Origin of the sequence: Pedobacter sp. 22163 (assembly GCF_052045595.1) — a bacterium.
Classification (GTDB): domain Bacteria; phylum Bacteroidota; class Bacteroidia; order Sphingobacteriales; family Sphingobacteriaceae; genus Pedobacter.
The window spans coordinates 167645-183014 of sequence record NZ_JBQEPM010000011.1; the positions used below are offsets into that span (position 1 = coordinate 167645).

11 protein-coding genes are annotated in these 15370 nt (G+C 36.6%); all 11 read left to right on the forward strand.

All coding sequences use genetic code 11. The features are described from left to right. Positions 1–57 precede the first annotated feature (57 nt). A complete protein-coding gene (locus ACTJKN_RS24215; RefSeq protein ID WP_440828244.1) occupies positions 58–573 on the forward strand; it encodes a hypothetical protein in 516 nt (171 codons plus the stop codon). Positions 574–651: 78 nt separating this feature from the next. Then, positions 652–1287, forward strand: coding sequence for a hypothetical protein (locus ACTJKN_RS24220; protein ID WP_440828245.1), 636 nt, complete (start codon positions 652–654; stop codon positions 1285–1287). Positions 1288–1667: 380 nt separating this feature from the next. Continuing rightward, positions 1668–2204 (forward strand): hypothetical protein, encoded by a 537-nt coding sequence (locus ACTJKN_RS24225; protein WP_440828246.1) that lies wholly within the window; start codon positions 1668–1670, stop codon positions 2202–2204. 223 nt (positions 2205–2427) lie between these two features. Further along, positions 2428–2871, forward strand: coding sequence for a 50S ribosomal protein L11 (rplK, locus tag ACTJKN_RS24230; RefSeq protein WP_010601094.1), 444 nt, complete (start codon positions 2428–2430; stop codon positions 2869–2871). A 20-nt stretch (positions 2872–2891) separates the two neighbouring features. After that, positions 2892–3590, forward strand: a complete 699-nt coding sequence (gene rplA, locus ACTJKN_RS24235) for a 50S ribosomal protein L1 (RefSeq protein WP_029279316.1) — start codon at positions 2892–2894, stop codon at positions 3588–3590. A 2-nt stretch (positions 3591–3592) separates the two neighbouring features. Then, complete coding sequence (gene rplJ, locus ACTJKN_RS24240) at positions 3593–4114, forward strand: 50S ribosomal protein L10 (RefSeq protein WP_057932472.1); 522 nt, start codon at positions 3593–3595, stop codon at positions 4112–4114. Positions 4115–4178: 64 nt separating this feature from the next. Continuing rightward, positions 4179–4556, forward strand: a complete 378-nt coding sequence (gene rplL, locus ACTJKN_RS24245) for a 50S ribosomal protein L7/L12 (RefSeq protein WP_029279312.1) — start codon at positions 4179–4181, stop codon at positions 4554–4556. Between the two features lie 157 nt (positions 4557–4713). Then, positions 4714–8517 (forward strand): DNA-directed RNA polymerase subunit beta, encoded by a 3804-nt coding sequence (gene rpoB / locus ACTJKN_RS24250; RefSeq protein ID WP_057932471.1) that lies wholly within the window; start codon positions 4714–4716, stop codon positions 8515–8517. Between the two features lie 91 nt (positions 8518–8608). Next, complete coding sequence (rpoC, locus tag ACTJKN_RS24255; RefSeq protein ID WP_057932470.1) at positions 8609–12895, forward strand: DNA-directed RNA polymerase subunit beta'; 4287 nt, start codon at positions 8609–8611, stop codon at positions 12893–12895. A 159-nt stretch (positions 12896–13054) separates the two neighbouring features. Continuing rightward, entirely contained in the window at positions 13055–14788 is a 1734-nt protein-coding gene (locus ACTJKN_RS24260; protein ID WP_440828247.1) for a glycoside hydrolase domain-containing protein, read from the forward strand. Positions 14789–15025: 237 nt separating this feature from the next. Then, positions 15026–15337 carry a DUF3467 domain-containing protein gene (locus ACTJKN_RS24265; RefSeq protein ID WP_029279713.1) on the forward strand — a complete coding sequence of 104 codons (312 nt, stop codon included), beginning with the start codon at positions 15026–15028 and terminating at the stop codon, positions 15335–15337. The last annotated feature ends 33 nt before the right edge of the window (positions 15338–15370 follow it).

The following is a 15370-nucleotide window of genomic DNA, read 5'->3' on the forward strand; positions in this document are numbered from 1 at the left end:
TATCCACAGTAATAAAATATAATGTTAGAAATCTAAATCATCTTGAGCAAAAAAAATATGAGAGAAAAAAAAATGGCTGTCACAATCTTTACAATATTGTTCTCAATTTCTTATTTTACGTCAGTAGCTCAAAATAATAATAGAGATAGATTGGTAAATCAAATTCGTAAAGGATTAATAATTGATATAACAAATCTTAAAGATTCAATAGCTTTCTATAGCTTTTCTATTAAGATTGAACTTAAAAAGAATAAGACAAGTGTAGTCGCTAGAAATATAAGCCTAAATGACAGCATTGCTGCTAAAATAATAAGCGACTATACTTTTCTAAAACAAATAAATTATAGTCCGATTGTTGGAAATGCTAAACAAAATTTTTTATTGATTCCAATTGGAGTAATTATTGCGAATTACGAAGAAAATAGAATTTACCCACATAAAATACCTGTTGAAGATCTCGCTGATAAAATAAATAAATTATTCAACTATGACTCACGTATAAACAATAGAATAGAGAATTATCTGTATTTAAACCCTATAATTATTTATGTTGATAAAGCTATCTACAATTAGTACAGTGTAATTATCGATTAATGAGGTTTATAATAATAAAGTGCAGTTCCTTAATTTTAGATTTAGAATATATAAAAAATGAGAAAGATAATTATATTGAATATTTTAATTTATTTACTCGTTTTTTGTTTTTTTTCTTTGAAAGTTAAATCACAACCTTATATTGGCATAACACCTATGCATAAGTTTTTTCAGCAACATGCCGATAGTACTTACATTATTTCATCAAGAGGTAGTTTTGATATACCAAACTATAAAATTCTAAGTAAAGTAGGCGATACGATATCAGCTTATACTTACGAAAGTAATGCGAAAGTTGGCCCTAAACTTAGAGAAATCCCGAAAGTGTTTAGGGATACTTTTTTAAAGAAGAATGCAAATTTAATATATTTTATACCTGCAGATATTAATATTTTTTTCCAACCAAAATATTTGAATATTAATAGCTTGAAGCAATTTTGGACAAAATCTTCTAAATTAAAAATCTGGAGTATTAATGATGATAAAATCGATGGAGAGGGATGTGATGTAAGACAACCTAAATATGCTATATCTGACGGAGGTCATCTTTATCTTCATCTCATCACTAAAGATAGCATTAAGGAATTATTTTTTTATGCACCTGATTACTATAATGAGAAATGTCCCGGTCGAAAAGGAAGAAAAGCTATTTTAGAATTGAGTGATTTATTTAATATCTATTTCAAGAATTAATATGCTATTCTTAAGTCGATGCTCTTATACTAAACTAAAAAATGCTTTACCATAATCAGAGTAAGAATTGTGTTAGTAATGGTAATCTCTTTAAAAGCATAAAATATTAAGGTTTAAAAACTGAAAATCTCATTTCTAATAAGCACCAAACTATGGCAAATAAATATGTGTTTTTGATGATGGGGACTCTAAAGGTTGCATTTCCAAATCTTAGTGATAGAGACGCCTGGGCATTGTCTTGAGGAGGAGTATAAGATACTCCATTTTATAAAACGAAATTGTCTGAAGCTGAACGTGTAGAAAATCAAAATTTAATGGATAAACATAGAAAGATCACCGCTGCAAATTTGAGACACGGTACTTATTCTGATTAATCGAATATGAAAGGAATAATTATTAGTATTAGTTTCCTATTGAGTTTTGTAAATATATGTCTCTCACAAGAATCCAAAGTAGAAGAATTGACATCAATAGTCATTACCTCTTCTGGGCAAAAAGCAGACATGAGAGTCGCCATTTTGAAAAGATTGGATAAATACATTAAGAGCGAGGCGCTATTTAATAAGCCCAAAAATAGTGCATTTTTATTTTCGGTTGGTCTTTCCGTTGATTCTTTAGGAAATGTTGATGATATTTTCTTTTCAGATAGTGTGACAAAAAATAAAACCAAAATTATTGTTGTAAATGAGCACTTAATAGCTGATTTTAAAAAAATGCATTTGGATGATTTTGACTATAGAAGTAAGATATTAGTTCTACCAATACTTTTTAAGCGACCAGATGATGATAAAATTTCTAATTTGAATGAGTTTTTAAGTAGTTTCTCGTCATTGTGGCCAGTAATCAAGACAAGCAATAAACATAGGGTTATATTATTAGAGCCATTTATCAATATTTTTTTTGACCCTATAAATTAGATATTAGTTTCGGTGTTAAGTTTCTTTTAATTTGAGTCAGTTAGGCTTAAGTTGTAAAATTGAGTTTAACTACGCTTGAAATATATTTTTATCAAACTATTGTAGGACTGCAAGATTATCCATATCTTTGCAGTCCTTTTAGTTTTATAGGAACATAAAGGAATTTAAATGTTACATGCTTCCAATATTTAACATTGAGTTTTAAATAAACAAAAAACACAAAATGGCAAAAGAAGTCAGTGCAATGATCAAATTACAGATCAAAGGCGGAGCGGCAAATCCATCGCCACCAGTAGGGCCTGCATTAGGTGCTAAAGGGGTGAACATTATGGAGTTTTGCAAACAGTACAACGCTCGTACCCAAGATAAAGCAGGTAAAGTATTGCCAGTTGTAATTACTGTTTATGCTGATAAGTCATTCGATTTCATCATCAAAACCCCTCCTGTAGCTATCCAGTTAAAAGATGCTACTAAATTACAGAGTGGTTCTGCTGAGCCTAACCGTAAAAAAGTTGGATCGGTGACCTGGGACCAGATTAAAGTTATTGCTGAAGATAAAATGCCTGATTTAAATGCATTTACAATCGAATCTGCAATGAGTATGGTTGCTGGTACAGCACGCAGTATGGGAATCACCGTTTCTGGTGACGCACCCTGGAACAATTAATTAAAAAACAGTTTACAACAGTGGCGAAATTAACTAAAAATCAAAAAAAGGCACACGCTAAAATAGAAGCTGGTAAAGCTTATACTTTACAGGCTGCTGCTGCTTTGGTAAAAGAAATCACTACCACTAAATTCGATGCATCAGTTGATATTGATGTATCTTTAGGTGTAGATCCGCGTAAAGCGAATCAAATGGTACGTGGTATTGCTACTTTACCACACGGTACAGGTAAAACTGTACGTGTTTTAGCTCTAGTAACTCCTGATAAGGAAGAAGAAGCGAAAGCAGCTGGCGCAGACTTCGTAGGTTTAGACGAATATGTGGCTAAAATTGAAGGTGGTTGGACCGATGTAGACATTATTATCACAACACCAGCTTGTATGGCAAAAGTAGGTAAATTAGGCCGCGTTTTAGGTCCAAGGAACTTAATGCCAAATCCAAAATCTGGTACAGTAACTAACGAAGTTGGTAAAGCTGTAACAGAGGTTAAAGCAGGTAAGATTGATTTTAAAGTAGACAAAAGCGGTATTATACACGCTTCAATAGGGAAAGTATCATTCCCAGCAGATAAAATTTATGAGAATGCACTTGAAATCATTCAGGTAATTTCAAAATTAAAACCATCTGCTGCTAAAGGAACTTATTTTAAGAGCATTCACGTGTCTTCTACAATGAGTCCTGGAATTGCAATTGAAACAAAATCAGTAGCGGGGATTTAATCATGAACAGAGAAGAAAAAAACGAAGTAGTTTTAGAACTACAAGGACAAATGCAAGAGTATGGCAATTTTTATATTGCTGATACTTCTAGCCTTTCTGTTGAGCAGATTAACAACATCCGCCGCAAATGTTTCGAAGGTGATATCATCATGAAAGTTGCTAAAAACTCTTTAATCCGCAAAGCGATTGAAGGTTTAGATGGCGATGCTTCTGAGATATACGAAGCCCTTAAAGGTTCATCATCTTTGTTATTCTCAAAAACAGCAAACGCTCCGGCGAAGTTGATTAAAACTTTGAGAAGAACATCTGATAAACCAGTGCTTAAAGCAGCATATATAGATTCATCAGTATACGTTGGCGATGACCAATTGAATAACTTGGTAAGCTTAAAATCGAGAGAAGAGCTTATTGGCGATATCATTGGATTATTACAATCACCAGCTAAGAATGTTATATCTGCGCTTAAATCAAGCGGAGGCAAAATTGCAGGAATTGTTAAAACTCTACAAGAAAGAGAAGGTTAACGAACACCTTAAGTTCGCAATTAAACAAAATTATTTTTACGTAAATTTTTAAAATCTTAATAAAATGGCAGATTTAAAATCGTTTGCTGAGCAATTAGTAAACTTAACAGTTAAAGAAGTTAACGAATTAGCTCAAATCTTAAAAGACGAGTATGGTATCGAGCCTGCAGCTGCTGCTGTAGTTGCTGGTCCTGCTGCTGGTGGTGATGCACCTGCTGCTGCTGCAGAAAAAACATCATTTGATGTTATCTTAAAAGAAGCTGGTGGCGCTAAATTAGCAGTTGTAAAACTTGTTAAAGACTTAACTGGCCTTGGTTTGAAAGAAGCAAAAGACTTAGTTGACGGAGCACCAAAAGAATTAAAAGCTGGTGTTACTAAAGACGAAGCAGAAGCTCTTAAAAAACAATTAGAAGAAGCTGGAGCAGTAGTTGAGATTAAGTAATCACTTAACTTAGCTAAGCTAAAAATGTATTAGACACCGACTGAAAATGTCGGTGTCTTTACCTGTTTATAAACATCTCATTTTGTTTGGTTAATGAGAATGCTTGAAACTGAAACCAAACAAATAGTTTATTCTTAAACTAAAATCTTTTAGTCCATTGGCAAAGACAGTCGAACAAAGAGTAAATTTTGCAACTAGTAAGCACATTATAGACTATCCGGATTTTCTGGATGTGCAATTGCAATCATTCAGAGAATTTTTCCAGATAGATACCACATCAGACGATCGCTCTAGCGAAGGTTTGTTTAAAGTGTTTGCTGAAAACTTTCCAATAACAGATTCAAGAAATATCTTCGTATTGGAGTTTCTTGATTATTTTGTTGATCCGCCACGTTACGATATACATGAGTGTATTGAGCGTGGATTAACCTACAATGTTCCATTAAAAGCAAAGCTGAAGCTTTCTTGTAATGATGTAGAACATGAAGATTTTGAAACCATTATCCAGGATGTGTACTTAGGTACAATCCCGTATATGACACCAAAAGGTACGTTTGTTATCAACGGTGCAGAACGTGTTATCGTTTCGCAATTACACCGTTCTCCAGGAGTGTTCTTCGGTCAAAGCCGTCACACAAATGGAACCAAACTGTATTCTGCACGTGTAATTCCTTTCAAAGGTTCATGGATCGAGTTCGCTACAGACGTTAATAACGTGATGTATGCTTATATCGATCGTAAGAAAAAATTCCCGGTTACCACTTTATTACGTGCTATCGGTTACGATTCTGATAAAGATATCTTAGAACTTTTTGATCTTGCTGACGAAGTAAAAGTTAGTAAATCTGGTTTGAAGAAATACATCGGTCGTAAACTGGCAGCAAGGGTATTGAAAAAATGGGTTGAAGATTTTGTAGATGAAGATACAGGTGAGGTAGTTTCTATCGACCGTAATGAAGTGATTCTTGAAAGAGAAACCGTTTTAGAAGACGAACACATTGATATGGTTATCGAAGCTGGCGTAAAAAGCATCATCTTGTCTAAAGAAGATGGCGCAAGTCAGGCTGATTATACCATTATATATAATACATTACAGAAAGATACATCAAACTCAGAAAAAGAAGCTGTAGAAAACATCTATCGTGCTTTGCGTAACGCAGAACCACCTGATGAGGAAACAGCCCGTGGTATCATTGATCGTTTATTCTTTTCAGATAAACGTTACGATTTAGGAGATGTTGGTCGTTACCGCATTAACCGTAAATTAAAAATGAATACCCCTGATGAGGTTAAAGTATTAACAAAAGCAGATATTATTGCAATTGTTAAATACCTGATCAAATTGATCAACTCAAAAGAAGAGGTAGATGATATCGATCACTTGTCTAACCGTCGTGTACGTACGGTAGGTGAGCAATTGTACGCACAATTTGGTGTTGGTTTAGCCCGTATGGCCAGAACAATCCGTGAGCGTATGAATATTCGCGATAACGAGGTGTTTACACCAACTGATTTGATTAACGCCCGTACGTTATCATCGGTTATCAACTCGTTCTTTGGTACTAACCAGTTATCTCAGTTCATGGATCAAACGAATCCATTGGCAGAGATCACACACAAACGCCGTTTATCGGCTTTAGGCCCAGGTGGTTTATCACGTGAGCGTGCCGGTTTCGAGGTACGTGACGTTCACTATACGCACTATGGTCGTTTATGTACTATTGAAACACCAGAGGGACCAAACATTGGTTTGATTTCATCACTTTGTGTGCATGCAAAAATCAATAATTTAGGTTTCATTGAAACACCATACAAACGTGTTGAAGATGGTAAAGTAGTTGTAGATTCAGACGTTATTTATTTATCAGCAGAAGATGAAGATGGTAAAACCATCGCTCAGGCCAATGCAGAGTATGATGATAAAGGTAATTTTACCACACCACGTGTTAAAGCGCGTTATGAGGGTGACTTCCCGATTATTGAGCCTGAGAAATTAGACTTAATGGACGTTGCGCCAAACCAGATTACTTCAATCGCTGCTTCGTTAATCCCGTTCTTAGAACATGATGATGCGAACAGGGCTTTGATGGGATCGAACATGCAACGCCAGGCCGTACCATTGTTACGTCCTGAAGCACCAATTGTAGGTACAGGTTTAGAAGGTCGCGTTGCACGTGACTCAAGAACTTTGATCAACGCAGAAGGTGACGGTGTTGTAGAGTATGTTGATGCTAACGAAATCACCATTAAATATGAGCGTAACGAAGATGATCGTTTAGTTTCATTTGAAGGTGATAGCAAAACTTACCGTTTAATTAAATTCAAAAAAACCAACCAGAATACTTGTATCAACTTAAAACCAATCGTTAAGAAAGGTCAGAAAGTTACTAAAGGACAAGTACTTTGCGAAGGTTATGCAACTGAGAATGGTGAATTAGCATTGGGTAGAAACTTGAAAGTGGCATTCATGCCTTGGCAAGGTTTCAACTTTGAGGATGCGATTGTAATTAACGAGCGTATTGTTCGTGATGACGTTTTCACTTCATTGCATATTGAAGAGTTTGAATTAGAAGTACGTGATACTAAACGTGGAGAAGAGGAATTAACACCAGATATCCCGAACGTTTCTGAAGAGGCTACTAAAGACCTTGATGAAAATGGTATTATCCGTATTGGTGCTGATGTAAAAGAAGGTGATATTTTAATTGGTAAGATTACGCCAAAAGGAGAATCAGATCCTTCACCGGAAGAGAAATTACTACGTGCAATTTTTGGTGATAAAGCAGGTGATGTTAAAGATGCGTCTTTAAAAACTCCTCCTTCAATCCAAGGTGTGGTAATTGATACCAAATTATTCAGCCGTGCTAAGAAAACTACAAAAGCTGAGGAAAAATCGGCAATTGAGAAATTAGACAAAGGATATAACAATATCACTGAGAAATTAAAAGCAGAATTAGTTGACAAATTATTCACTATCGTAAACGGAAAAACATCTCAGGGTGTATTTAACATTTACAAAGAATTATTAGTTGCTAAAGGCGCTAAATTTACTCAGAAAATTTTAGCTGAGCTTGATTATAATCACATTAGCCCTAACAAATGGACTACTGATGATGATAAAAACGAGATGATTAAAATGTTGCTTCACAATTACGGTATCCGTGTTAACGAAGAACTTGGTGCTTACAAACGCGATAAATTTGCGATCAGTGTAGGTGATGAGCTTCCTTCTGGAATCGTACAGATGGCAAAAGTTTATGTAGCTAAAAAACGTAAATTAAAAGTAGGTGATAAAATGGCGGGTCGCCACGGTAACAAAGGTATTGTTGCACGTATTGTACGTGATGAAGATATGCCTTTCTTAGCTGATGGTAGTCCGGTTGATATCGTGTTGAACCCACTGGGTGTACCTTCACGTATGAACCTTGGTCAGATCTATGAAACCGTATTGGCGTGGGCAGGTAAAGAATTGGGCGTTAAATTTGCAACTCCGATTTTTGATGGTGCTACGCACGATGAGGTGGAAGAATGGATCGCTAAAGCAGGAGTTCCTGCTTCAGGAAAAACCTACTTATACAATGGTTTAACAGGTGAGCGTTTCGATCAGACTACAACTGTAGGTATTATCTACATGTTGAAATTAGGTCACATGGTTGATGATAAGATGCACGCCCGTTCAATCGGACCATACTCATTAATTACACAACAACCATTGGGTGGTAAAGCCCAGTTCGGTGGTCAGCGTTTTGGTGAGATGGAGGTTTGGGCATTAGAGGCATTCGGTGCAGCTAATATTCTTCAGGAGATCTTAACCGTTAAATCGGATGATGTAATCGGAAGAGCCAAAACTTACGAAGCCATTGTTAAAGGTGAGAACCTACCAACACCAGGTGTGCCAGAATCGTTCAACGTATTGGTACATGAGTTACGCGGATTAGGTTTAGATATTACGTTAGACTAATTGAATGAAAGAATGAGTGAATGAGTGAATGATGGGTAACTGTCATTCAATCATTCAATCACTCAATCCTTCGATCATTAAAGAAAGAGATATGTCTTACAAAAAGGATAATAAATTAAAAAGCAATTTCACATCAATCACGATTAGCTTATCGTCTCCAGAAATTATTTTGGAACGTTCAAGCGGTGAGGTGTTGAAACCAGAAACCATTAACTACCGTACTTACAAACCTGAGCGTGATGGTTTGTTCTGTGAGCGTATTTTTGGTCCGGTAAAAGATTACGAATGTCATTGCGGTAAATACAAACGTATCCGTTATAAAGGTATTGTTTGCGATCGTTGTGGTGTTGAAGTAACGGAGAAAAAAGTACGTCGTGAGCGTATGGGACACATTGCTTTAGTGGTTCCTGTTGCACACATCTGGTACTTCCGCTCTTTACCAAACAAAATCGGTTATTTATTAGGTTTACCTACTAAAAAATTAGATTTAATTATCTATTACGAGCGTTACGTAGTTATTCAATCAGGCTTAATGGCTGAAGAAGGTATCAACTATATGGACTTCTTAACGGAAGAAGAATATTTAGATATCTTAGATAAATTACCTAAAGAAAACCAATACTTAGACGATAAAGATCCTAATAAATTCATCGCCAAAATGGGTGCTGAAGCATTAGAAGATTTATTAAAACGTATTGATTTAGATACTTTATCTTATGATTTACGTCACCAGGCAGCTAACGAAACTTCTCAGCAACGTAAAAATGAGGCTTTAAAACGTCTTCAGGTTGTTGAAGCTTTCCGTGGAGCTAATACACGTATCGAGAATCGCCCTGAGTGGATGATTGTTAAAATCGTTCCGGTTATTCCACCAGAATTACGTCCGTTAGTGCCATTAGAAGGTGGCCGTTTCGCTACTTCCGATTTAAATGATTTATACCGCCGTGTAATTATCCGTAACAACCGTTTAAAACGTTTGATCGAGATTAAAGCGCCAGAGGTAATTTTACGTAACGAGAAACGTATGTTGCAGGAAGCTGTAGATTCGTTATTCGATAACTCACGTAAAGTTAACGCGGTAAAAACTGAAGGTAACCGTGCTTTGAAATCACTTTCAGATATCCTGAAAGGTAAACAAGGTCGTTTCCGTCAGAATTTATTGGGTAAACGTGTGGATTATTCAGCTCGTTCGGTAATTGTTGTAGGGCCTAGCCTTAAATTACACGAGTGCGGTATTCCGAAAGATATGGCTGCTGAGCTTTACAAACCGTTCATTATTCGTAAGATGATTGAGCGTGGTGTAGTAAAAACAGTTAAATCTGCTAAGAAAATCGTTGATAGAAAAGATCCATTAGTTTGGGATATCTTAGAAAATGTATTAAAAGGTCACCCGGTGTTATTAAACCGTGCACCTACGCTACACAGATTAGGTATTCAGGCTTTCCAGCCAAAATTAATTGAAGGAAAAGCAATCCAGTTACACCCGTTAGTTTGTACTGCATTCAACGCCGATTTTGATGGTGACCAGATGGCTGTCCACTTACCTTTGGGTAATGCAGCAATTTTGGAAGCCCAAGTATTAATGTTGGCCGCACACAACATCTTAAACCCTGCAAACGGTACGCCAATTACAGTACCATCACAGGATATGGTTTTGGGTCTTTATTATATTACTAAAGGCCGTAGAACAGATGAAACCAGAGTTGTAAAAGGACAGGATTCGAATTTCTATTCTCCGGAAGAAGTTATCATTGCTTATAACGAGAAAGAATTAGACTTGCATGCGTTTATCAAAGTAAGGGTAAATGTTAAACAAGCCGATGGTTCTATCGTTAATAAACTAACTGAAACTACTGTAGGTAGAGTATTGTTCAACCAAATGGTTCCTGAAGAAGTTGGTTATATCAATGAATTATTAACCAAAAAATCTTTAAGAGATATTATTGGTGAAGTAGTAAAAATGACTGGTATGGCCCGTGCTTCACAATTCTTAGATGATATCAAAGAATTAGGATTCCGTATGGCATTCCAGGGAGGTTTATCGTTCAACTTACAAGACGTAAACATTCCGGTAGAAAAACATACTTTATTAGAGCAGGCAGCAGCTGAAGTTGAAGAGGTAAGAAACAACTATAACATGGGTTTCATTACCAACAACGAGCGTTACAACCAGATTATCGATATCTGGACCCGTATCAACAACAGGTTAACTACATTCGTTATGACTCAGTTATCGTCAGATAACCAAGGTTTTAACTCGGTTTACATGATGCTTGATTCAGGTGCACGTGGATCTAAAGAGCAGATTCGTCAGCTTTGCGGAATGCGTGGTTTGATGGCTAAACCTCAAAAATCAGGTTCAGGTGGCGATATCATCGAAAACCCGATCTTATCAAACTTTAAAGAAGGTTTATCGGTATTAGAGTACTTTATCTCTACTCACGGTGCGCGTAAAGGTTTGGCAGATACGGCGTTAAAAACGGCAGATGCGGGTTACTTAACCCGTCGTTTACATGATGTGGCGCAGGATATGATTGTTAACGATAACGATTGTGGTACTTTAAGAGGTATGTATACGACCGCTTTAAAAGATCAGGAAGATATCGTTGAGCCATTATACGACAGGATTTTAGGCCGTACTTCACTACATGATGTGTACAATCCATTGGATAACACTTTATTGGTAGGTGCTGGAGAAGATATTAACGAAGATGTAGCTAAATTGATCGAAGAATCTCCACTAGAAGGTATCGAGATCCGTTCAGTATTAACTTGCGAATCTAAACGTGGTGTTTGTGCATTATGTTATGGCCGTAACTTAGCATCTGGTAAACGTGTTCAAAGAGGTGAGGCAGTTGGTGTAATTGCAGCACAGTCAATCGGTGAGCCGGGTACACAGTTAACACTTCGTACTTTCCACGTGGGTGGTACTGCATCAAACATTGCTGCAGAATCTAACATCGTAGCTAAATTTGATGGTGTAATCGAATTCGAAAATATCCGTACTGTTGATACACAAACAGAAGAAGGAACAGTTCAGGTGGTATTGGGCCGTTCAGGTGAGTTCAAAATTGTTGAGCCAGGAACCGGACGTATCATTGTAACCAACAACATTCCTTACGGTGCATTCTTGTTCGTAAAAGAAGGTGATAAACTTTCTAAAGGTGATAAAATCTGTTCGTGGGATCCGTACAACGCGGTTATTCTATCAGAATTTGCCGGTAAAGCACAATTTGATGCCATTATTGAAGGTGTAACCTTCCGTGAAGAATCAGATGAGCAAACTGGTCACCGTGAAAAAGTAATTATCGATACACGTGATAAAACTAAAAACCCTTCAGTTCAGATCGTTGATAAGAAAGGTGAATTCATTAAAGGTTATAACATTCCGGTAGGTGCCCACGTTTCAGTTGATGAAGGTGAAACTATCCAAACTGGTCAGATTATCGCTAAGATTCCTCGTGCAACTGGTAAAACCCGAGATATTACAGGTGGTTTACCTCGTGTAACGGAATTATTTGAAGCGCGTAACCCATCTAACCCAGCTGTAGTAACTGAGATTGATGGTGTGGTAACTTTAGGTGGCGTTAAACGTGGTAACCGTGAAATCACAATCGAATCGAAAGATGGTGAAGTTAAAAAATACCTGGTTCCATTGTCGAAACACATCCTTGTTCAGGATAACGACTTTGTAAAAGCAGGTATGCCTTTATCAGATGGTTCAATTTCTCCTGCCGATATCTTATCAATTAAAGGCCCTGCAGCGGTTCAAGAATACCTGGTAAATGGTATTCAAGAGGTTTACCGTTTACAAGGTGTGAAAATTAACGATAAGCACTTCGAGGTAATTGTTCACCAGATGATGCAGAAAGTTCACATTGAAGATCCAGGTGATACTATTTTCTTAGAAAACAATGCTGTTGACCGTTGGGATTTTGCTGACGAGAATGATGCGATGTACGACAAGAAAGTGGTTGAAGATGCAGGTGACTCTACAGATTTCAAACCAGGTCAGATTGTTTCATTACGTAGATTAAGAGACGAAAATTCTCAATTGAAACGTAAAGATTTAAAACAGATCACGGTTAGAGATGCAAGACCAGCAACTGCAAGTTCTATCTTACAAGGTATTACACGTGCATCATTAGGTACTAAATCGTTCATTTCTGCGGCTTCGTTCCAGGAAACTACGAAAGTATTAAATGAGGCAGCTATTGCAGGTAAACGCGATAATATGTTAGGCTTGAAAGAAAACGTGATCGTTGGTCACTTAATCCCTTCAGGTACTGGTGTACGTGGTTATGAAAGAATCATCGTTGGTTCGCAAGAAGAATACGATAAATTATTAGCTTCGAAACAAGAAGAAGTAGAAGCTTAGATTTTAATAGTAATTTTAAGCCCTCTGAATTTTTATTCAGAGGGCTTTTTTGTTTTATGAAAGAATCTATCTATTTTGTTACAGTCCGTCAAACGTTTGCGTAGCGGCACCTTCTTAATCACTTAATCTTATTCTGTTAGGTTTGATTAACTTAGGTTTATGAAGTTTTTATCTGTGATATTAATCATGGGCTTGGGTTTAACTAGCGCAGCTCAGGATGTTAGTCTGGCTTTACAAAAAGCAAAATTGCCAGATAGCGAAACTATAAATAAGGAGTGGAATAATGCCTCTGAAGGTTTAAATGTTAGTTTTGCTAATAGTAACCTCAGGTTTGCAAAAGAGATACCTCCAGCCATTTCAATTCAAAATACATGGAATACTGCTGCCTGGAAAGGAGAAAAAGTACATACCCAGCTGTTGCTTTGGGTAAAAGCTAAGCATACCAACATCAGTATACAGGTTTCTGATCTCAAAGATCAACAAGGCAATAGCATAAAAAAAGAAAACGTTACTTCAGGTATAATTAGATATGTAATTACCGACGAGTTTAGAGATGGCTGTGGCTACCATAAAGCTGCAGATTTTGATTCATCGTATGTAGCAGACCTGATCGATACCAAACTTAATACAATCGGCATTAATGCTAGAAATACACAACCAGTTTGGTTAAGTATAAAAGTTCCTGTTAATGTAAAAGCTGGAAGTTACGCTGGAACAGTCAAAATTAAAGGGGAAAAGGAATACAATTTGCCCATTAAAATCAAGGTACTCGATAAAACTTTGCCACCTCCAAGTGAGTGGAAATATGATTTAGATTTATGGCAGCATCCTGCTGCTATTGCCCGGGCGCATAACGTAAAATTATGGAGCGACGAACATTTTGTATTAATGAAACCATATTATACAATTTTGGCCAATGCCGGACAGAAAACCATTACAGCAAGTATTGTAAACGAACCCTGGGGGCATCAAACCTACGATGATTATCCAAGCTTAATCAAATGGATAAAGAAAAAAGATGGCAGTTGGCTTTACGATTATAGCCTATTTGATAGATACATTGCTTTTGTAATGACCACTGGCATAAATCAACGCATAAATTGCTATAGTATGGTGCCGTGGAAAATTGCTTTTACCTATTGGGATGAAAGTGCACAGAAAGAAGCTGTTTTTACAGAAGCCATCGGTACTCCTGGTTACGATGCATTTTGGAAGAACATGCTGACCGATTTTACCAAACATTTAAAAGCTAAGAACTGGTTCGAGAAGACATATATCGCTATGGATGAGCGCCCGATGAAAGCTATGCAGGCTGTAATTAAACTATTAAAAAGTGTTGATCCGAAATGGAAACTCGCTTTAGCTGGTGAATACCACCAGGAAATCGAAAAAGATATCGATAATTATTGCATTGCTTCAAAATGGGAATTTCCGGCTGATGTGTTACAAAAACGTAACGAGCAAGGTAAAACCAGCACCTGGTATACTTGCTGTACCGAACCTTACCCAAATGCATTCAGTTTCTCTTCGCCTGCAGAACAGGTATGGATGGGTTGGTACACCGCTAATAAAAATATGGATGGTTATTTGCGTTGGGCTTATAACAGCTGGACCAAAAATCCTTTAACCGATACGCGTTTCACAGCTTGGCCCGCTGGCGATACTTATCAGGTTTATCCTGGACCATTAACATCGGTCAGGTTTGAAAAATTGATTGAAGGTGGACAGGATTTCGAGAAAATTAAACAGCTGCAGGCACTTTATACCAAAAACAAGAATACAGCAGCACTTGAGGAATTGAATAAAGCTTTAGAAAATTTCAACTTAAAATCTTTATCAACGGTTACTGCTGATGAAATTTTAAAACGCGTAAAACCGTTGCTAAACAAATAATAGATGAAGCCAAATGCTTTTTTTGTGGGGTTGATGATCTGCTTGGTGTATTGTGAATTCCGGCAAAATATATACAAGTAAAAGCAATGGTTATTGCAGGTAATAAAAAATCGTTAGCTATTGCGGAGTTAGATTTTATAGAAAAATAAATTTAAAGCGCTATAAAATTTAATTTTATTTCAAACATTATGTTTTAAATTCCGCTTAAGCAGCGGAATTTTTTATTTTTGAGCTATTATGGAAGAACAACAAAACGAGAATCAATTAAACATAGAGTTATCAGAAGAAATTGCGGAAGGAATTTTTTCTAACTTAGCCATCATTACCCACTCAAATACCGAGTTCGTATTAGATTTTATCCGTGTAATGCCGGGAATTCCGAAGGCAAAGGTTAAATCAAGAATTATCTTAACTCCAGAGCATGCAAAGCGTTTATTATCAGCATTGGAAGATAATATTCAGAAATTCGAAGCCGTAAATGGGCGTATTAAAACTCAAGAAGAACCACCTTTTCCTATGGGCTTTGGCGGGCCAACCGCTCAAGCGTAAGACTATTCAAAATCTTACAAACAAATATTTGTT